The organism is Streptomyces sp. ISL-10, from assembly GCF_018614575.1.
In the GTDB taxonomy this organism is placed as follows: Bacteria; Actinomycetota; Actinomycetes; order Streptomycetales; family Streptomycetaceae; genus Streptomyces.
In genome coordinates, this window is sequence record NZ_JAGGOJ010000011.1 from 297,111 (window position 1) to 316,740 (window position 19,630).

The following is a 19,630-nucleotide window of genomic DNA, read 5'->3' on the forward strand; positions in this document are numbered from 1 at the left end:
GTGGTGGCTGATTGCCCTGCCGGCACGGGGCGTTGGCGCGGCGCACTCCGCCCGCACGCTCGCGCGCATCGCACCCGGAGCGCCCAGCCCCGCGCCGTACGCCCGTGCCGCTACGAGCCCTTGGCCGCCGTCAGGCCCGTCAGTCTGCCCAGTATGTCCGGCTGGCCGCCGCCGCTGCCCACGGGCACCGTGACCACCTGGCTGGAGATCCGCTCCTTGGTGATCGTGGACTTCACCTCGCCGGTGAGCAGCGCCTTCACATCCGGGATGATTTTCAGCTTCACGCCCTCCGCAGCGGTCTGACGCTCGAAGTTTTTCACCGCGAAGAACACCAGCGCGCCGCCGTCCTGGGTGACGAGGCCCAGGGGCGCGAACGCACCGGTGTCCATGGGCTGGTCGATGTACTGGGTGGACATGCCCAGCACGGTGGCGTTCTTCTTGCGCATCTCGCGCCAGCCGGACGTGTGCGGTCCCGGCTTGAAGCGCTCGGGCGTGCCGCTCTGCAGGTACGAGGCGTAGTCCTCGCTCAGGTTGCGCGGGGCGACCGCGAGCGCGGCGTCGTCCGGCGCGACCGGTTCCGCGTAGCCGTCCTGGTCCCGCTTGAGGGCCGGAATCTCCTTCGGCGACATGATGGCCAGGTACGCGGCCTTCCATGTGTCGTCGACGCCGCTGCGCACGAAGACGACGAGCCAGCGGTTGTCCAGGTCGCCGCCGTTGTCGCGGTCGCGGTTGGAGTCCGTGTCCGCGAGGAACCAGCGCGGCCAGCCCGCCTTCTTGGGGATGACGTACTCGGCGTCCCCGAGTTCCAGCGGAATGTGTTGCGGATTGCCGTTCGGGAAGTTGACCTGCCGCGCCTTGAGGCCGGCCTGGTTGATCGCGCCGAGCGCCCCGGTGACGTGCTGCGCGTCGAGAGCGGGGTCGTAGGCCTTGTCGGCCTTGTTGTACGCCGCCGTGAAGCCGGCGAGCGCCTTCGCGGCCTCAGCCTCCGTCGCCGCCGGGACGACCTCCCGTTCCCCGTGCACCGTCACGCACGCGCTCGCCGTCAGGGACAGCACCACTGTCGCCGCGAGCCCCGTCGCCGCCCGACCCAGCCTTCTCATCGGTTGCCTTCTGCTCCTCGCCCCGCACTGACCGTCCGAACCCTACCGGGGCCAGGAACAGGCCGAGCGTCGGGACCAGATACAGGACCCACACCGTGACCTGGAGGACGGTCGGGTTCGGGTGGAAGTTCAACACGCCCTTCAGCAGCGTCCCGTACCAGCTGTCCGGCGGGATCACGGCGCTGACGTCGAACGCTCTGTCCGCGAGGCCGTCCAGGAAACGGGCCTCCTGCAGATCGTGGACTCCCTGCGCGAGCACCCCCGCCGCCACGACGACGAGCATCCCGCCCGTCCAGGTGAAGAACGTCGCCAGGTTGATCCGCAGCACGCCGCGGCAGAACAGCCGGCTCAGCACCATGGCGGTGGCCAGGCCGAGCAGCACGAGGATCAGCGGGGCGCTGTTGCCGCCGCCGCTGTCGGTCGCGGCACGCACGGAGGCCCACACGAACAGCGCAGTCTCCAGTCCGTCGCGGCCCACTGCCAGGACTGCGGTGGCGACCAGCGCGGCCGTGCCCGTGCTCGGCGCCGCGTCCGGCCTTCCGTACGGCTCCGCCCGCAGGTTCTTCCGGGCCGTGCGCCGCATCCAGAAGACCACCCAGGTCACCAGGCACACCGCGGCGATCGACAGCGAGCCGCCGAGCATTTCCTGCGCCTCGAACGTCAGCTCCTGCGAGCCGTATTCGAGCGCGAAGCCGAAGCCCAGCGAGAGGGCGACGGTGACCCCGATGCCCGTCCATATGGGGCGAAGGGCGTCGCGCCGACCGGTCCTCACGAGATACGCGACGAGGATGGAGACGACGACGCTCGCCTCCAGGCCGGCACGCAGGCCGATCAGGTAGTTGCCGAACACGGCGGGTCCTTCCGGGAGTCCGGTTGACGAGGGTTCAGGAGAACGGCGCCCGGCCCCACCTGGTCCTGGTCCCGGACGCGCGGTGGGATCGCGAACAGAGCCGAACCTAGCCTGGGGTCTTGCCGCCGGTGGCCCCGGCCTAGTCGACGGTGCCGTCACCCGCCATGCCGGGCTTGCAGGAGCTCGTAGTCACCGGCCTTCACCTCGGTGGTGAGGGTGGCGTTGGCACCAGGGCCGATGTGCTCGCGCCCGGTGACGATGCGGCCGCCGGGAGGAGGATGTGCCCAGGCGGGGCCCGTTGGACGGGTCGAGCAGCGGCCGAGCGGGTACTTCCCGCCTCGGCCCGCCGTGCTGCGGGCCGCCTCGCCGCCGGCGCCGGTGCTCCGTCGTCCGGGGTGCTTGAATGCCCGGGTGAACGAACGCGACGTGCTCGACGTGCTCCAGGTCTTCTGTGCCGGTGACGGCCGGTTCGGCAACACCCTCGGTGTCGTACGCGACGGACGCCGCTTCCCGGACCGGGCGTCCCGCCAGGCGCTCGCGGCGGAACTCGGGTACGGCGAGACCGTCTTCGTCGACGACCCCGAGCGCGGGGTCGTCGACATCTACACCCCGGGCCTGCACCCGGCGTTCGCCGGGCATTCCCTCGTCGGGGCGGCCTGGCTGCTGGACCTCGAAGCCGTCCACCCGCCGGCCGGCGAGGTGTGGGCGCGCCACGACGGCGAGTTCACCTGGATCACCGCGCGCGCCGCATGGTCGCCGCCGCGGCAGCTGGTGCGGTACGCCTCTCCCGCCGAGGTCGACGCCCTGCCCGGGCCGCCGCCCGGTGAGGGCGGGCTGTACGCCTGGGCCTGGGAGGACGAGGCGGCCGGCCGGGTACGGGCGCGTGCGTTCTCCCGGCGGGACGACGGGATCGTGGAGGACGAGGCGACCGGTGCGGCGGCCCTGCTGCTCACCGACCGGCTGGGCCGGGCCCTGAACATCACCCAGGGCCGGGGCTCGCAGATCCTCACCGCGCCCGGCCCGGACGGCATCGTCGAGATCGGCGGACGCGTACGCCTCGCGAAGGCGGCGGCCGACACGGGGCCTGCGGCCGAGTCCGAGTCCGTGAGCGGGAGGGGCACCCGTATCGCGCCGCTGCGACGCGACGCGAGGCCGCCCCGCCTGCCGCACGCGGTGACGATGCCGGGGCTCACGGGCTGAGCGGACGGGGCCCGGGCGTCGCCCCGGGCCGACCGGCCCGTGCTCGGGCGCGGCGCGGACGGGCCATACGCTCCCCGGGCGCAGGCGCGGACCGGGCCATGCGCTTTCCGGGCGCCCGGAGCCCCGTGCTCACGCGAGGCTCGGCGCGGACGGGCCACACGCGCCCCGGGCGCAGGCACCGAGCGGGCCATGCGCGCTCCGGGCTACGCGCTGGCCGGAAACTCCGCGCCCAGCTCGTGGAACACCGCGCTGTTGAAGTCGAACGCCCGCCTGCACTCGTCGACGATCCGCTGCTTCTCCAGGTCGTCGGCGTTCACTGCGTCCAGCAGCTCGCGGTAGGCCCGCTTGAACGCCGCGGGGTTGGGGATCTCCTCGAAGACGTAGAACCGCACGCCGTCGCCCTTGCGGGCGAAGCCCCACGTCTTCTCCGCCCGGTCACGGATGATCTGCCCGCCGGACAGGTCTCCGAGGTAGCGCGTGTAGTGGTGGGCGACATAACCGGCCGCCCAGTCGCGGGCGCACTCGGCGACCCGTGCGGCGTACGCGGCGGTCGCCGGCAGCGCGGTGAGGCCCGAGCGCCACTGCGGACCTCGCAGGTGGGCGAGATCGCGCTCCAGCTCCGGCGTGCGCATCAGCTCGGGCCGGACGAAGGGCCCCGCGACCGGATCGTCCCGCAGCGTCCCGGCCGTGTCCTCCAGCGCCCGGTAGACGAACCACAGCTGCTCGGTGTAGCGCGCGTACGCCGCCACACCGAGCCGGCCGGCCAGCAGGCCGCTCATGAAGGAGGAGGTCTCGGCCCGGGTGTGCTGCTCGTGCGAGGCCGTGCGGATCAGCGTCGAGAAGGGCGTGCCGGTTGCGTCCAAGGCGGGCCTCCAGGGGCGAAGGAAACGGAAACAGGGCCGTTGCCACGACCGATCCTTCTACTTAGGCTTACCTAAGTCAACCTGTTCCCGACGTCCTGTCGGTAAAAACGCTACCCGCCCGGCCGGTCACGGCAACGTGAGAATCTCCGCGCCCGTGTCCGTCACCACCAGCGTGTGCTCGAACTGCGCCGTGCGCTTGCGGTCCTTCGTGACGACCGTCCAGCCGTCCGCCCACATGTCGTACTCGTACGTGCCGAGCGTCAGCATCGGCTCGATGGTGAACGTCATTCCCGGCTGGATGACCGTGGTCGCGTGCGCCGCGTCGTAGTGCGGGACGATCAGCCCGGAGTGGAAGGACGAGTTGATGCCGTGCCCGGTGAAGTCACGGACCACGCCGTAGCCGAAGCGCTTGGCGTACGACTCGATGACCCGGCCGATGACATTGATCTGCCGGCCCGGCTTGACCGCCTTGATGGCGCGGTTGAGCGACTCCCTGGTCCGCTCCACCAGCAGCCGCGACTCCTCGTCGACGTCACCGCACAGATAGGTGGCGTTGTTGTCGCCGTGCACGCCGTTGATGTACGCGGTCACGTCCAGGTTCACGATGTCGCCGTCGCGCAGGACGGTGGAGTCGGGGATCCCGTGGCAGATCACCTCGTTGACCGAGGAGCACAACGACTTGGGGAAACCGCGGTAGCCGAGCGTCGACGGGTACGCACCGTGGTCGCACATGAACTCGTGGGCGACGCGGTCGAGTTCGTCCGTCGTCACGCCGGGGGAGATGTGCTTGGCGGCCTCCTCCATCGCCTGTGCGGCGATGCGCCCCGCGATGCGCATCCGCTCGATGGTGTCGGAGTCCTGGACCTCGGGCCCGGTGTACGGGGTCGGGGAGGGCTTCCCGACGTACTCGGGACGAGCGATGGAGGCGGGGACGGAACGGGTGGGGGAGACCACCCCGGGAACGAGCAGCGACTGGCCAGACATGCCGCGAGTCTAACCGCGGGGTCCCTGTCGGCCGCCGGGCGTAGGCACAGGCCCATGGGGCAGCATGGCCCTGGAGGAAGGAGCCGACGATGGCCCTGTTCAAGAAGCGCACGGTGGGCAGACCGGGCGAGTGGTACTACTGCCTGCAGCACCAGAAGGTCGAGGAAGGCCCGGAGTGCCCGGCGAAGGACCGCTTCGGGCCGTACACGACCCGCACGGAGGCGGAACACGCGATGGAGACCGCGCGTGAGCGGAACCTCGAGTGGGAGAACGACCCCCGGTGGCACGACGGGGCGTCGCGCCCCGAGGGGGAGTAGCCGGGAGGCGGGGGTGCGGCCCCGGCTACACCCCCGCCGCCTCCTTCTGTGCCCGCCGGCGCACCGCGTCCTCGTCCGTCTCGCAGTCGTACGTCACGAGCTTCGGCAGCACCGCCGCCAGCACGCCCACGGACACCACGCACGCCAGACCGCCGGCCCAGATCGCGGGCCGCGTGCCCGTCCAGCCCGCCATCGCCCCCGCGCGGACCTGACCCAGCTGAGGGCCGACGCTGTACGAGAGCACCTCGATGCCCGCGAGCCGGCCGCGCAGCTCCTCGGGGATCGTCTGGTTCCAGATCGTCGAGCGGCCGAGCCCGCTCAGCATGTCGCCCGCCCCCGCGAACGCCAGGCACAGCAGCACCAGCCACACATTGCCGAACCAGCCCGCCGCGGAGATCGCCAGCCCCCAGCCCGCCGCGCCGAACACCACGAACAACCCGTGCCGCCGTACACGCGACGTCCAGCCACTGGTCAGGCTGAGCAGCACGGAACCGACCGAGCCCGCCGCATACATCAGTCCCAGCGACCACTCGGCGTCCAGGTCGTCGGCGAGGAAGGGGAAGATCGTGTTCGGGAACGCGAAGAACATCGCCGCCAGGTCGATCGCGTACGTCCCCAGCAGCACCGGCCTGCTCCACGCGTACGTGGCGCCCTCCGCGATGCCCCGCAGCGAGGGCTTCTCGGCGTCGTGCGCGGGGGGAGCCGGGGCGAGCCGCAGGCAGAGCAGCACGGAGACGCCGAACCCGGCGATGGTGATGCCGTACGCCGTGGCATGCCCCGCGTACGCCACGACCACGCCCGCCAGCGCCGGGCCCGCGATCGCGCCGAGCTGCCAGCGCAGGGCGTTCAGCGCGGCGGCCGCGGTGAGCTGGTCGTGCGGCACGATACGGGCCATCAGCGAGTCCAGTGCCGGGCGCTGCAGTCCGGCGAGTGCCGAGACACCGGCCGCGACGACGTACAGCGGCCACAGCATGGGCTCCGGCAGCATCGCGTTGACCAGCAGCACCACGGCGAGCAGTCCGAGGGCGGCCTCGGTGCCGAGGATGAGCCTGCGCCGGTCGACCGCGTCGGCGAGCGCCCCTCCGTACAGCCCGAACACGACCAGCGGCACGAGCTCGACCGCGCCCATGGCCCCGACCGCGAGCGGAGAGCCGGTGAGGTCCTTGATCTGCAGCGGCAGCGCGATCATCGCCATGAAGCTGCCGAAGTAGGTGACCAGCCCCTGGACCCACAGCAGCCGGAAGTCGGCCGAGGACCGCCAGGGCGAGAGATCGGGCAGCACCGCGGAGAGCTTGGAGGTCACGGGCGACCATGGTCGACGCCCCTGACGGTCGCCGGCAACCGATTTACCTCCGGCGGGGGGCGCCGGAAGGCGCGGACCGATCGGCGCCCCGCGAGGAGCGGGGCGTGGGTGCCGGCTGCCCGGGGCTGCAACCGGGCAACGCCCGGCCCGGGCGGGTGTCCCGGACCGGGGTGGCCCCCGGCCCCGGGCCCCGAGTCGACGGAGCGCGTCGCCGCCTGGCGGGGGCTGGAGTCGCGGGCAGGGCGGCCGGTCCGCTCGACCGGGCGCGGAGTCGCGGGCAGGGCGTCCGGTCCGCTCGACCGGGCGCGGTGGGCGGCCGCGCGAGCGCGTCCCCGGCCCGGCATGCCGGGAGGCGTGGGGGTGTCAGCGGGGCGTGGGTGTCGGCTGCCCGGGGTTGCAACCGGGCAACGCCCGGCCGGGCGGGTGTCCCGGACCGGGGTGGCCCCCGGCCCCGGGCCCCCGAGTCGACGGAGCGCGTCGCCGCCTGGCGGGGACGGAGTCGTGGGCAGGGCGGCCCGGCCCGGGCGGGCCCCGGGCCCCGAGTCGTCGCCAGGGCGTCCGCGGAGCTGTGAGCGGGGTGGGCGGCCGCAAACCGGAGCGCCGCCCGGCCCGCCCTGCTACCAGCGGGTCGGTGGGGGCTCCGTCAGCTGGTCCGCCAGCCGCGACAGCCGGTCGCGGAAGCGCAGCCGCCCCCGCCGTACCGGCACGCTGTTCTCCCCGGCCGCGGCGCTCACCAGGTGCTGCACCATGTCGATGTCGATCTCGGCCGCCGGGCCCTCCGGCTCCGCCGCCGGCACCGTCAGCGCCTCGTGCGCCAGGCCGTGCACCTCCGGTTCGCCACCGTCGAGCGCCAGCACCGTCGCACCCGCCCGTCGGGCGTCGTGCACCCGCTCCAGCAGGTCGGCGCCCGGCAGCTCCGGCGCCACGACCAGCAGCGTCTCCCCGCGGCCGGCCGCCTCCAGCCTGCCGAGACCGACGGCCAGGTGAACCGGGTCGCCGGAGCGCACCCGGTGGCGTACGAGGGTCGGTTCCAGCTCGCGCAGACCCGACCAGGCGGCCTCGTCCACCAGGTGCGCGGCCAGATGCCACGGCTCGTACTCCCGCGTCCCCACCAGCAGCAGCCCGCCGCCCCGCCGCACCGCACAGGCGCGCATCACCCCGGCGAAGTGCCGGGTCGCGGCCGGCCACTCGGTACCCGCGAGGACTTCGCGCAGCAGCGCGACGCGTACGGCATCCATGGAGCGGCATCCTGCACCACGGAGCCGCGGCCGCGGGCGGGGTCCAGGCAGGCTCACCCGTTCGGGAGCCGCGTACCAGGAAGTAGGGTCGGCCCATGACTTCGAATGACAGCGCGGGCACCGCGCCGAAGGCCCCGGCCAAGGATCCCTGGGACCTCCCCGACGTCTCCGGCCTCGTCGTCGGTGTCCTCGGCGGCACCGGCGACCAGGGCCGCGGACTCGCCTACCGGCTGGCCAAGGCGGGCCAGCAGGTGATCATCGGCTCCCGGTCCACCGAGCGGGCCGCGACCGCCGCGGCGGAACTCGGCCTCGGCATCGAGGGAGCCGACAACGCCGCGTGCGCCCGGCGCAGTGACGTCGTGATCGTGGCCGTGCCGTGGGACGGGCACGCCAAGACCCTGGAGTCGCTGCGGCAGGAACTCGCGGGCAAGCTCGTCGTCGACTGCGTCAACCCGCTCGGCTTCGACAAGAAGGGCGCGTACGCGCTGAAGCCGGAGGAGGGCAGCGCCGCCGAGCAGGCCGCCGCGCTGCTGCCCGACTCGCGGGTGACCGCGGCCTTCCACCACCTGTCGGCCGTGCTCCTCCAGGACGAGTCGATCGGCGAGATCGACACCGATGTGATGGTGCTCGGCGAGTCCCGCGCGGACACCGACATCGTGCAGGCACTCGCGGGCCGCATCCCCGGCATGCGCGGCGTGTTCGCGGGCCGGCTGCGCAATGCCCACCAGGTCGAGTCGCTCGTCGCCAACCTGATCTCCGTGAACCGCCGCTACAAGGCGCACGCGGGCTTGCGCGTCACCGACGTGTAGCGCGGCGGGGGCATGGGGGACACTGGGGGCCTACCTCCCCGTACGCCCTGGCGGGCGTGGGAGGTGTGCCCCCCATCCGAAGGACCCGACAGGAGTCGCACCCCATGCCCCGCCTCGCTCTCTACTCCCTCGTCGTCTGCGTGCTCTCCGTCGCCGCGGCGGTGCTGTCCTTCACGCAGGGCATGTGGCTCGGGATCGTCTGGGTGCTGCTCGCCGGCCTGTCGTCGAACATGGCCTGGTACTACATCCGCCGTGCCAGGGCGCAGCGCGAGGCCGGCGCACCGTCAGCGTGAGGTGCGCACGTCGTCAGGGTGAGACGCAGAGGTCGTTCTGCCCGTCCCAGAACATGAAGAGGTCCCGCCCGCAATAGATCTCGGCCTGGTGCACGCCGAGCGCCTCCATGACGCCGTACACCGCGTCGAAGAAGACATGGTTGACCTCGGGGATCCACAGGATCACGAAGACGGCGAGCAGACCGAACGGTGCGACCGGCTCCACCTGGCGGCGCACCTTGTACGGCAGCCAGGGCTCTATCACGCCGTAGCCGTCCAGCCCCGGCACCGGCAGGAAGTTCAGGATCGCGGCCGTGACCTGGAGCATGGCGAGGAACGCGAGCGCCAGCCGGAAGGGCAGGGGCACCCCATCGAGGGCCCCCAGCCAGAACGGCGCGGTGCAGACAGCGGCGAAGAGCACGTTCGTCAGCGGGCCCGCCGCGGAGATCAGGCTGTGCTTCCAGCGCCCCCGGACGCGGTGCATCTCGATGAAGACGGCGCCGCCGGGCAGACCGATACCGCCCAGGATCACGAAGATCACGGGCAGCACGACGCTCAGCAGGGCGTGGGTGTACTTCAGCGGGTTCAGCGTCAGATAGCCCTTGGCGCCGACCGAGATGTCCCCGCCGTGCAGCGCGGTGCGGGCGTGCGCGTACTCGTGCAGACAGAGCGAGACGATCCACGCCGAGACCACGAACAGGAAGACCGCGAGCCCGGGGCTGGCCGCGAAGTCCGTCCACACGGCCCAGCCCGTCACCGCCATCACCGCGGCGATCCCGAGGAACACGGGACTGATCATGCGGTCGCTGTGGCGCCTGGCAGCGGTGGTCATGGATACGGCTCCTGGGGACGCGGGCGGTTCGTGCGACAGGGATGTGCGGGGGCGGGCGTGCGCGTGTGCGGAGTAGACCGTACCGGTGACACGGGGAGAACGCCCCGGGGCCCTCCCCGGTTCCTGCCCTGCCCCGTGGGCCGCCGCCGCACACCGGGAAACATGGACCGGGCGACGCTTCTGTCTCCTCGGCAGCACCCAGGCCGTCCGCGCCGACGGCACGCCCGTCGCGCTCGAAGGCGCACGGCTGTGCCCCCTGCTGACCGTGCTCGCGCAGCGCCCCGGACACGCGGTCCCCCGTCGCCGTGCTGGTCGACGAGGCGTGGGGCACAGATCAGCCGGTCGCCGCGCACGTCGCCGCGCAGGTCCTTGGTCGGCCGGTGCGCCGGGCCGTCGGCACGAGGCGATCGCTATCGGCGGCCGGCGCACAGGCGGTAGCCGCTCGCCCTGTGCCGTGCCGTCGACGTCCTGCCGGAACTGGCCGCCCTCTGCGGGGCCAAGCCCCTGGACGAGCCGCTCCAGGCCTTGCGGAATCGCGGGCGCGAGACGGGACGGGCGGCACCGGCGCCGACCGCGTACAGGGAGGTACGCAAGGACCCGGCGGACCGGCTCGGCGCCGATCCGGGGCGGAACTGCTTTCGCGGCACCGCAAGTTGCGGCCCCGGTCCCTGTGGCACGCGGCAATTTCTCGTCCACGGGGGACTACTGACGGTGAGTCCGAAGATGCGGCGCGTTGTCGGGGCCGGCGCACGACGCCGTGGCCGGCGACGGTCGCCCGGCCGGCGTCGGGGGCGACCGACAGCGTATGAGGATGGTCTTGCCGGTGCCGTTGGGCCGAGGGCGCCGAGGGCCGTGCCCGCCCTCACGGACGTCGAGGTCCGCCCCTGTCCAGCGCTTTGGCCTCGCCGCAGTGCCTCACGGGGCCCCGTACTTCAGCGGCATTGGAGTCGAGTCTGTCCTGCGGGTGCCGTGGTGCACGACGGACCGCCGAGACGATGTCGATGTCTCCCCGGCGGTCACTGTTCTTGCAGGTCAGGCACCGGACTTCGCGTACTCCCCGAAGCCGACCCAGTCGAGCATGACGCACGGCTCGTCGCCGACGACGTAGGCGTCGTGCCCGGGTGCGACGGTGACGAACTGGCCCGGCTCCGCGTCGGCCGTCTCGCCGTCGTCCATGACGATCGTCATCCGTCCGCTGACGACGTAACCCACATGGGACGCCATGCAACTGTCCGTCCCCGCGATGGGCTTGACGTGGGTGGACCAGCGCCAGCCCGGTTCGAACACGGCCCGGCCGACCGGCCCGTGCTCCGTGTTGAGGAGGTCGAGCCTCCCCTTCCCCTCGGTGAACTCCCGTGTCTCGTCAGCCGAGTCGAACGTCCTGCTCACGATACCCGCCATGGTCATCCGCCTCCTGGCGGCGTTGCTGCGCATCCCGAGTCCATCTCTCACGTTACGCGCCGACCCGTGCGGCAGCCCGCCGACGGGGGAAGATCGGCGGGCTGCCGGCCGTACCGGGAGTGGTCAGTGGAAGGTGTGCTCCTCGGCGGGGAAGGCCCCGCCGACGACGTCCTCCGCGAATGCCTTCGCCGCATCGCCCAGAACCCGGCGCAGGTCGGCGTACTGCTTGGTGAAGCGCGGCACCTTGCCGCCCGTCAGGCCCGCCATGTCGGTCCACACGAGCACCTGCGCGTCCGTGTCCGGCCCGGCGCCGATGCCGATGGTGGGGATGTGCACGGAGCGGGTGACCTCGGCGGCGACCTCCGCCGGCACCAGCTCCAGGACGACGGCGAACGCGCCCGCGTCCTGGGCGGCCTTGGCGTCGCGGATCAGCCGGTGCGCCGCCTCGTCGCCGCGGCCCTGCACGCGGTAGCCCATGGTGTTCACGGACTGGGGGGTCAGGCCGAGGTGGGAGACGACCGGGATGCCGGACTCGACGATCAGCTCGGTCTGCGCGAGCGACCGCTCGCCGCCCTCCAGCTTGACGGCTCCGACGCCCGCCTCCTTCACCAGCCGGGTCGCGTTGCGCAGCGCCTGGACCGGGCCCTCCTGGTACGAGCCGAACGGCAGGTCGCCGACGATCAGGGCGCGCTTGGTGCCCCGTACGACGGCGGCGGAGAGCAGTGTCATCTCGTCCATCGTCACGGGCACGGTGGTCTCGTAACCGAGGTGACAGTTGCCCATCGAGTCCCCGACCAGCATGACAGGGATGCCGGCCTCGTCGAAGACGGACGCGGTCATCGCGTCGTACGCGGTGAGCATGGCCCACTTCTCGCCCCGCTCCTTGGCGGCGGTGATGTCGTGGACGGTGATGCGGCGCCGCTGCGTCCCGCCGTAGAGCGCCTTGCTGTGGGACGCCTTGCCGTCGGACGGCCTGCTGTCGGACGGGCGGGCGGCGGGCTGGTTCTGCGCAGCCTGAAGCGTCATGGCTGATCGGCTCCTTGTTGTCATCTCGAGGCGTCCTTACGACGTCCCCGGACCGCCTCCATGGTGGCACTACGTGCCGCCGGGCGAAAGGGGGCCCTGTTCCGTAAAGTGTTCCTATACGAGACGGTCTCGTATCGAAATCGGTTTAGGCTGGTTGCCCCATGCCCACCCCGCCCGGTGACCCCGCCACGCTGTGCATCCCTGAGGTCGTACGTCGCAGACGCTGGGCGACCCTCACCGTCCTGATGTTCAGCCTGCTCATCGTGGTGCTGGACAACTCGATCCTGAACGTGGCGGTCAGGGTCATCGCCGCCCCCGAGCCCATCGGCCTCGGCGCCACCCAGAGCCAGCTGGAGTGGGCGATCAACTCCTACACGCTCGTCTTCGCCGGTCTGCTGTTCACGGCGGGCCTGCTGGGCGACCGCATCGGCCGCAAGAAGGTGCTGCTCTTCGGCGTCGCCGTGTTCGGGTCGGGATCCGCGCTCGCCGCGTTCTCCGGCTCGCCGACCGAGCTGATCGCCTACCGGGCGATGATGGGCTTCGGCGCGGCCTTCGTGATGCCCGCGACGCTGGCCGTGCTGATGAACGTCTTCGAGCGCGACGAACAGCCCAGGGCGATCGGTGTCTGGACCGGCAGTGTCGGCCTCGCCATCGCGATCGGCCCCATCACGGGAGGACTGCTCCTCGAACACTTCTGGTGGGGCTCGATCTTCCTGATCAATGTGCCCGTCGTGATCACCGCCCTGGTGGCCATGACTCTGCTGGTCCCCGACTCCAAGGACCCGAACCCCGGCCGGATCGACGCCCTGGGCGTCGTCCTGTCCGTCGTCGGTCTCGTCCTGCTGGTCTCGGGCATCATCCGCGGCGGCGAGCTCGCCGACTTCACGGCCCCGTCCGTGCTCCTCCCCATGCTCGGGGGCCTCGCGGTGCTGGCCGGCTTCGTCCTGCACGAGAGGCGCAGCGACCATCCGTCGATCGACATGTCGTACTTCGCCAGGCCGGCGTTCGCCGCCGCCGTCGCCGCGATCGCGCTGGTCTTCTTCGCGCTCATGGGCGTGACCTTCTTCTCCGCGTTCTACCTGCAGAGCGTGCGGGGCCACAGCGCGCTGGAGGCCGGGATGCTGATCATGCCGCTGGCGGTGACGCAGGTGGTGTTCGCGCCACGCGCCCGGCTGGTCGTGGACCGCTTCGGCGCCCGGGCCACCTGCGCGGCGGGCCTGCTGATGGTCGCGGGCGGCCTCGGCGCGTTCGCGTTCTTCGACGCGTCGACGCCGGTGTGGGTGCTGGAGACCGTCTTCTTCGTCCAGGGCACGGGAATGGCGCACGTCATGCCGCCGGTGACGGTGGCCGTGATGCAGACGCTGCCGCGGGAGAAGGCCGGCTCGGGCTCGGCCATCAACAACACGTTCCGCCAGGTCGGCGGCGCCCTGGGCGTCGCGGTGCTCGGCTCGCTGCTGTCCGCGCACTACCGGGGCGAGATCGAACCCCACCTCACCGGCCTGCCGGCCGGGGTCAGGGAGGCGGCGGGCGAGTCGATCGAGGCGACGCTCGGCGCGGCGGAGGCACTGGGTCCGGCGGGCAAGGCGCTGGTGGGCCCGGCGAACGACGCGTTCCTGAGCGCGATGCACCTGACGGCGCTGGGATCGGCGGGGGTGTCCCTGATCGGGGCGCTGATGGTGGCGCTCTTCCTGCCCGGCCGCGACGGGACGCGGCCGGGTGCGCCGCCCGCTCCCGAGCGGGCGCCGGCCAGCGCCGCCCGCCCGTGAGCGGCGGGGGCAGGGCGGGGTGCAGGGAGGCGTGAGCAGTACGAAAAGCATGAAGAGCCTACGAGAGAATGGGCGCATGGCGGCGAAAGGCAAGGCGGCAGTGCCCCCGGAGCGTCGGCAGGACGCGCCCGGGCCGGTCACGGCGCCCGATTCCGCTGCCGCGCCGAGCACGGGGCGCCACGTGGAGGTCGGTCCCGGCGGGGACGCGCACGCTGCGCCTGCGCCTGGCCGGAACCCCCGGCTCACGTACGCGCCGGGCAGGGACACCCGTGCCGCGCAGGCGCCGGGCAGGGACACCCGTGCCGTGCAGGCGCCGGACAGGGACACGCGCGCCGCGCACGCGCCGGGCAAGGACACCCGTGCCGCGCACGCGCCGGACAGGGACACGCGCGCGCCGGCCACCGGCACCCGCACCGCGCACGCGCCCGACCGGGACACCCGCACCGCGCAGGACACACGCGGGTCCGGTGCGGCGCCCCGGCGAGGTCGTCCCCGGAGCGAGGCCGTCGAGCGGTCCATCATCGACGCCGTCGTCCGGCTCCTGGAGGAGGGCGTGTCCATCTCCGACCTCTCCATCGAGCGCATAGCCCGCACCGCTGGGGTCGGCAAGGCCACCATCTACCGCCGCTGGGAGGGCAAGGAGTCCCTCCTCGTCGACGTCGTCCGCTCCATGGAGCCCGCCGACCCGCCCCTGCCCGGCACCTCCGTGCGCGACGACCTGGTGGCCATCGTCGAGATGCTCCGCCGGCGCGGTCTCGCCAAGCGCTCCTCCGCCCTCCTGCACAACGTCTTCGCGCAGATGCAGAACTATCCCCAGCTCTGGGAGATGTACCACCGCATCGCCGTCGCCCCGCGCCGTGAGCGCATGGACGCCGTCCTGCGGCGCGGCGTCGAGAACGGCGAGATACGCGCCGACGTCGACTTCGACCTGCTCGGCGACATGTTCGTGGGACCCATGCTCGTACGCACCGTGCTGCGCCCCGAGTGCACGCCCGGCCCGGGCAGCGCCGAGCTGATCGTGGACACCGTGCTGCGCGGAGTGCGGCCGCACGGCTGAACGGCCCCGGGGCCACGCCCGGTCGACCGGGCCGTAATGTGCGGGTTCTGTCACAGCCGCCCCACCTGGGCCGATACGCGGAACCCGGTGCGCGGACCCGTCGTCATCGAGGCAGTACGGCCGTCCACGGACGGTGAAGTGACCACCGGTCATCCCCTAGGGTGCCGAAGGGTCCGAAGGATCCCGGGGCGCCCTGACCCTGGGGTCTTCGAGGGGCACGGCCCGGGACCCGGGGGAGCGGCGCAGTGCGCCACCGGTGTGACGGCAAGGCAGTGAGGACTCTTTTATGGCGCAGGCGTACACGGCGGAGAAGGGGAGCGGCACGGCGGGGACGCCGCCATCGGAGTCCCGTGTCCGGAGCCTGCTGGAGCGCTGGCGCGGCGACCGGGGCATCTGGCGGCGGGGTGTCCTGCTCGCGCTGTGCGCCGTGCTGGTGGCGTTCCTGATGATCCTGCACGCGCAGATCCCCAACAGGATCGGCAACCTCGGCAGCCTGACCGAGACGTTCCTGCCCTGGCTTGGCCTGTTCGTGCCGCTGCTCCTCGCCGGTGCGCTGGTGCGCCGCTCGGCCACGGCGCTCATCGCGCTGCTCCTGCCGCTGATCGTCTGGCTCAACCTGTTCGGCGATCTGCTCACCGGCAAGTCGGCGGCGGTCGGCGGCGATCTCACGCTCGCCACGCACAACGTGAACGCCGGCAACCCGGACCCGGCGGGCACCGCCAGGGACGTCGCGGCGTCGGGGGCCGAGGTGATCGCGCTCCAGGAGCTGCCAGCGGGTCAGGTGGCGGCGTACGAGAAGGCGCTGGCGGAGACGTACAGGTACCACGCGGTCGAGGGCACGGTCGGGCTGTGGAGCAAGTACCCGCTCTCCGGTGCGGCGCCGGTGGACATCCGGCTGGGCTGGACCCGGGCGATGCGCGTCACGGTGACGGCGCCGGGCGGCAAGGTGGCCGTGTACGTGGCGCATCTGCCGTCCGTGCGCGTGAAGGTGAATGCGGGCTTCACGGCCAACCAGCGGGACAACAGCGCGGACGCGCTGGGGGAGGCGATCGCCCGTGAGCGTCTGGACCGTGTGGCGCTGCTCGGCGACCTCAACGGCACGATGAACGACCGCTCCCTGAACGCCGTCACGTCCCAGATGCGTTCCACGCAGGGTGCGGCCGGGGACGGGTTCGGATTCAGCTGGCCGGCGTCGTTCCCGATGGCGAGGATCGACCAGATCATGGTGCGGGGCATGGAGCCGGTCTCGTCCTGGACGCTCCCGCGCACGGACAGCGACCACCTCCCGATCGCGGCCCGCCTCTCGCTGTGACCCCTGTGACCCGTGTTGATGCTGTGCACGTGGGGCCGCCGGTGGCGCGGCCGTGGCGCCTGACATGACTGGTCGTCGTCGCCTGTGACGGTGCCCGGCGTGGGGAGAGTCTTGTCGCAACCCCGCGTTCACCGCCGGGAACAAAGCGTCTGAGAGTATTTGTTCCGAGAACGAACTTAGCCTCGGAAAGGCTCCCCTCCATGCCCCTGGCGCTCCTCGCCCTCGCCGTGTCCGCCTTCGGCATCGGAACCACCGAATTCGTCATGATGGGCCTCCTGCCCAACGTCGCCGACGACCTCGGCACCTCCGTCCCCACCGCAGGCCATCTCGTCTCCGCCTACGCCCTCGGCGTCGTCATCGGCGCTCCGCTCCTGACGGCCCTCGGCTCCCGCACCCCCCGCCGTCGGATGCTCCTGCTGCTCATGGCGCTGTTCACCGTCGGCAACCTCGCCTCCGCGCTCGCGCCCGGCTTCGGCACCCTGATCGCCGGCCGCGTGCTCGCCGGGCTGCCGCACGGCGCGTTCTTCGGCGTCGGCGCGGTCGTGGCGGCCCGCCTGGTCCGCGAGAACCGGCAGGCGCGCGCCGTCGCCACCATGTTCCTCGGCCTCACCGTCGCCACCATCGTCGGCGTTCCCGCCGCCACCGCTCTCGGCCAGCACCTCGGCTGGCGCGCCACGTTCCTCGTCGTCACCGGCATCGGTCTCGTCTCGATGGCCGCCCTCGCCCGGCTCGTCCCGCACATACCGCTGGAAGCGCACCAGAGCGTCGGCCGCGAGCTGCGCGCCCTCGGCAGCCGGCAGGTCGTCCTCGGGCTGCTGACCGCCGTCTTCGGCTTCGCCGGCGTCTTCGCCGTGTACTCCTACCTCGCGTCGATGACCACCGAGGCGATGGGCCTCGGGCAGTCGTCCGTCACGCTCGTGCTCGCCCTGTTCGGCATCGGCATGACGCTCGGCGCGCTCGCCGCGGGGCCGCTCACCGACCGCGCGCCGCGTCCCACGCTGTACGGCTCCCTCGGCGCGCTCGCCCTGGTCCTGGTTGCGTTCCCGTTCACCGTGCACACCACTTGGCTCGCGCTCACGGCCGTCGTCGTCCTCGGCGCGGTCGGCTTCCTGACCACCACCCCGCTGCAGATGCTGGTGATGCGGGCGGCACAGGACGCCCCGACCCTGGCGTCGGCCTCCAACCACTCGGCCTTCAACCTCGCCAACGCGGGCGGCGCCTGGCTCGGCGGCACCGCCATCGCGGCTGGCTGGGGCTGGACCTCCCCCGCCTTCGTCGGCGCGGTCCTCGCGGCGGCGGGCCTCGCGATCGCGGCGACGGCCGGGCTGCTGGACCGGGACCGTACGACGAAGGGGACCTCCCGCGTCGTCGCGGGAAGCCCCCTCGCTCACGAGACGATCAGCTCGTCGCCTCGCGCCACCGGTTCGTGATCGGCAGCCGCCGGTCCTTGCCGAAGCCCTTGGCGGAGATCTTGGTGCCCGGCGGGTACTGGCGCCGCTTGTACTCCGCCGTGTCCACCAGCCGCAGCGTCTTCGTCACCAGCGCCTCGTCGAAGCCGGCCGCCACGATCGCGTCCTTGCCCTGGTCGCGGTCGACGTACAGCTCCAGCAGGCGGTCGAGCACGTCGTAGTCGGGCAGCGAGTCGGTGTCCACCTGGCCCGGGCGCAGCTCGGCGCTCGGGGGCTTGGTGATCGACGCCTCCGGGATCGGTGGGGTCTGACCGCGCTCCTCGGCGGCGCGGTTGCGCCACTTCGCGAGCCGGAACACGGTCGTCTTGTAGACGTCCTTGATCGGCCCGTACGCGCCGACCGAGTCGCCGTACAGCGTCGAATACCCCACCGCGAGCTCGGACTTGTTGCCCGGCGCGAGCACGATGTGACCCTCCTGGTTGGAGATCGCCATCAGCATCGTGCCGCGCAGCCGCGACTGGAGGTTCTCCTCGGCCAGCCCGGTGAGCCCCAGCGAGTCCATGTACGCGTCGAACATCGGCTCGATCGGCACGGTGCGGAAGTTCAGTCCGGTCCGGCGCGCCAGCTCGGCGGCATCGCCCTTGGAGTGGTCGGAGCTGTACTTGGACGGCATGGAGACGCCGTACACGTTCTGCGCGCCGAGCGCGTCGCAGGCGATGGCGGCGACGAGCGCGGAGTCTATGCCGCCGGAGAGGCCGATGAGGACGGACCGGAAACCGTTCTTGGCGGCGTACGCGCGCAGGCCGACGACCAGCGCGGAGTACACCTCCTCGTCGTCGTCGAGCCGGTCGGCGTACCCGCCGGAGAGCTCGGCCTCGTACGCGGGCAGCGGCTCCTCCGACAGCACGACGCGGTCGATGCGCAGACCGTCGTCCACGACACCCGTGGGCGCCTCCGCCTCGGCGGCGGGCAGATCCAGGTCCAGGACGACGCTGCCCTCGGCGAACTGCGGGGCACGGGCGATCACATCGCCGTCCGCGCGGACGACGATCGAGTCGCCGTCGAAGACCAGCTCGTCCTGGCCGCCGATCATGGCCAGGTAGGCGGTGGTGCAGCCCGCCTCCTGGGCCCGCTTGCGCACCAGTTCCAGGCGGGTGTCGTCCTTCTCCCGCTCGTACGGCGAGGCGTTGATCGAGATCAGCAGCCCGGCCCGCGCACTGCGGGCGGCGGGCACCCGGCCGCCGTCCTGCCACAGGTCCTCGCAGATCGCGAGCGCGACATCGACGCCGTGTACGCGGATGACGGGCAGGGTGTCGCCCGGCACGAAGTAGCGGAACTCGTCGAACACGCCGTAGTTGGGCAGATGGTGCTTGGCGAAGGTCAGCACCACCTCACCGCGGTACAGCACGGCGCCGGCGTTGCGCGGGGCCCCGGCGGGCTGGCCGTACTTGGGGCTGCGCGTCTCGGAACGGTCCAGATACCCGACGACGACGGGCAGGTCGCCGAATCCCTCGGCGGCGAGCCGCGAGGCGAGCGCGCGCAGGGCGGAGCGGGACGCGTCGACGAAGGACGACCGCAGGGCCAGGTCCTCGACGGGATACCCGGTCAGCACCATCTCGGGGAAGGCGACGAGATGCGCCCCCTGTTCGGCGGCGTGCCGGGTCCAGTGCACGATCGCCTCGGCGTTGCCGGCGAGATCGCCGACGGTCGAGTCGATCTGATTCAGGGCGAGGCGTAGTTGAGGCACGCGGCTCAGTGTAATCGTCTTTCTGACGCGATGCCCTGGGGGGTCGGGATCCGGGCGCGGACCACGCCCGGGGCCATGATCGGACCCCAGCGCCGCCGGTGGCCGTGACCCGACCGCAGCGCCGCCCCGGGGCCCCGTAGGGAC

18 protein-coding genes and 1 pseudogene are annotated in these 19,630 nt (G+C 72.3%); 9 read left to right on the forward strand and 10 right to left on the reverse strand.

All coding sequences use genetic code 11. The features are described 5' to 3' along the window. Positions 1 to 110 precede the first annotated feature (110 nt). Complete coding sequence (locus J7E88_RS14010; RefSeq protein WP_215181511.1) at positions 111 to 1,091, reverse strand: hypothetical protein; 981 nt, start codon at positions 1,089 to 1,091, stop codon at positions 111 to 113. After that, entirely contained in the window at positions 979 to 1,950 is a 972-nt protein-coding gene (gene efeU / locus J7E88_RS14015; RefSeq protein WP_215180705.1) for an iron uptake transporter permease EfeU, read from the reverse strand. Before efeU ends, J7E88_RS14010 begins: the two co-directional genes overlap by 113 nt. A 411-nt stretch (positions 1,951 to 2,361) precedes the next feature. On the opposite strand from efeU, the gene J7E88_RS14020 reads away from it, so the two are divergent. Beyond that, positions 2,362 to 3,150 carry a PhzF family phenazine biosynthesis protein gene (locus tag J7E88_RS14020; protein WP_215180708.1) on the forward strand — a complete coding sequence of 263 codons (789 nt, stop codon included), beginning with the start codon at positions 2,362 to 2,364 and terminating at the stop codon, positions 3,148 to 3,150. Between the two features lie 203 nt (positions 3,151 to 3,353). On the opposite strand, the gene J7E88_RS14025 is transcribed toward J7E88_RS14020, so the two are convergent. Beyond that, positions 3,354 to 4,013 (reverse strand): heme oxygenase (biliverdin-producing), encoded by a 660-nt coding sequence (locus J7E88_RS14025; protein ID WP_215180710.1) that lies wholly within the window; start codon positions 4,011 to 4,013, stop codon positions 3,354 to 3,356. 126 nt (positions 4,014 to 4,139) lie between these two features. Further along, the gene (map, locus tag J7E88_RS14030) at positions 4,140 to 4,997 is read right to left on the reverse strand and encodes a type I methionyl aminopeptidase (RefSeq protein WP_215180712.1); all 858 of its coding nucleotides are present in this window, start codon (positions 4,995 to 4,997) and stop codon (positions 4,140 to 4,142) included. 89 nt (positions 4,998 to 5,086) lie between these two features. Here map and J7E88_RS14035 point away from each other — a divergent pair, with 89 nt between their 5' ends. Beyond that, positions 5,087 to 5,314: a hypothetical protein gene (locus tag J7E88_RS14035; protein WP_215180714.1), complete on the forward strand. Its 228-nt coding sequence runs from the start codon at positions 5,087 to 5,089 to the stop codon at positions 5,312 to 5,314. Positions 5,315 to 5,339: 25 nt separating this feature from the next. Here the strand turns inward: J7E88_RS14035 and J7E88_RS14040 are convergent, their stop codons facing one another. Both J7E88_RS14040 and J7E88_RS14045 read right to left on the reverse strand, forming a co-directional pair. Further along, entirely contained in the window at positions 5,340 to 6,617 is a 1,278-nt protein-coding gene (locus J7E88_RS14040; protein ID WP_215180716.1) for an MFS transporter, read from the reverse strand. A gap of 617 nt (positions 6,618 to 7,234) precedes the next feature. Beyond that, the gene (locus J7E88_RS14045; protein ID WP_215180718.1) at positions 7,235 to 7,855 is read right to left on the reverse strand and encodes a hypothetical protein; all 621 of its coding nucleotides are present in this window, start codon (positions 7,853 to 7,855) and stop codon (positions 7,235 to 7,237) included. Between the two features lie 95 nt (positions 7,856 to 7,950). On the opposite strand from J7E88_RS14045, the gene npdG reads away from it, so the two are divergent. Together npdG and J7E88_RS14055 are read left to right on the forward strand one after the other, a co-directional pair. Further along, positions 7,951 to 8,664, forward strand: coding sequence for an NADPH-dependent F420 reductase (npdG, locus tag J7E88_RS14050; RefSeq protein WP_215180720.1), 714 nt, complete (start codon positions 7,951 to 7,953; stop codon positions 8,662 to 8,664). Between the two features lie 104 nt (positions 8,665 to 8,768). Then, positions 8,769 to 8,957 (forward strand): hypothetical protein, encoded by a 189-nt coding sequence (locus tag J7E88_RS14055; RefSeq protein ID WP_215180722.1) that lies wholly within the window; start codon positions 8,769 to 8,771, stop codon positions 8,955 to 8,957. 13 nt (positions 8,958 to 8,970) lie between these two features. Here the strand turns inward: J7E88_RS14055 and J7E88_RS14060 are convergent, their stop codons facing one another. Continuing rightward, positions 8,971 to 9,768 (reverse strand): site-2 protease family protein, encoded by a 798-nt coding sequence (locus J7E88_RS14060; RefSeq protein WP_215180724.1) that lies wholly within the window; start codon positions 9,766 to 9,768, stop codon positions 8,971 to 8,973. A 504-nt stretch (positions 9,769 to 10,272) separates the two neighbouring features. On the opposite strand from J7E88_RS14060, the pseudogene J7E88_RS35875 reads away from it, so the two are divergent. Next, positions 10,273 to 10,341, forward strand: a pseudogene (locus J7E88_RS35875) (hypothetical protein); the annotation flags it as partial. A 459-nt stretch (positions 10,342 to 10,800) separates the two neighbouring features. Here J7E88_RS35875 and J7E88_RS14070 read toward each other — a convergent pair. Next, positions 10,801 to 11,169, reverse strand: a complete 369-nt coding sequence (locus tag J7E88_RS14070; protein ID WP_215180726.1) for a cupin domain-containing protein — start codon at positions 11,167 to 11,169, stop codon at positions 10,801 to 10,803. Positions 11,170 to 11,292: 123 nt separating this feature from the next. Continuing rightward, complete coding sequence (gene panB, locus J7E88_RS14075) at positions 11,293 to 12,195, reverse strand: 3-methyl-2-oxobutanoate hydroxymethyltransferase (RefSeq protein ID WP_215180727.1); 903 nt, start codon at positions 12,193 to 12,195, stop codon at positions 11,293 to 11,295. Between the two features lie 161 nt (positions 12,196 to 12,356). Between panB and J7E88_RS14080 the strand changes: the two genes are divergently transcribed. The 4 genes from J7E88_RS14080 (at position 12,357) to J7E88_RS14095 (ending at position 17,760) form a co-directional block, all read left to right on the forward strand. Continuing rightward, positions 12,357 to 13,961 (forward strand): MFS transporter, encoded by a 1,605-nt coding sequence (locus J7E88_RS14080; RefSeq protein ID WP_215180729.1) that lies wholly within the window; start codon positions 12,357 to 12,359, stop codon positions 13,959 to 13,961. 304 nt (positions 13,962 to 14,265) lie between these two features. Then, a complete protein-coding gene (locus J7E88_RS35880) occupies positions 14,266 to 15,018 on the forward strand; it encodes a TetR/AcrR family transcriptional regulator (protein ID WP_308307506.1) in 753 nt (250 codons plus the stop codon). 286 nt (positions 15,019 to 15,304) lie between these two features. Next, positions 15,305 to 16,330: an endonuclease/exonuclease/phosphatase family protein gene (locus J7E88_RS14090; RefSeq protein ID WP_215180733.1), complete on the forward strand. Its 1,026-nt coding sequence runs from the start codon at positions 15,305 to 15,307 to the stop codon at positions 16,328 to 16,330. A gap of 200 nt (positions 16,331 to 16,530) precedes the next feature. Next, positions 16,531 to 17,760, forward strand: coding sequence for an MFS transporter (locus J7E88_RS14095; RefSeq protein ID WP_215180735.1), 1,230 nt, complete (start codon positions 16,531 to 16,533; stop codon positions 17,758 to 17,760). Here J7E88_RS14095 and J7E88_RS14100 read toward each other — a convergent pair. Then, complete coding sequence (locus J7E88_RS14100) at positions 17,729 to 19,486, reverse strand: NAD+ synthase (protein ID WP_215180737.1); 1,758 nt, start codon at positions 19,484 to 19,486, stop codon at positions 17,729 to 17,731. The two genes, J7E88_RS14095 and J7E88_RS14100, sit on opposite strands and share 32 nt — an antisense overlap. Positions 19,487 to 19,630 lie beyond the last annotated feature (144 nt).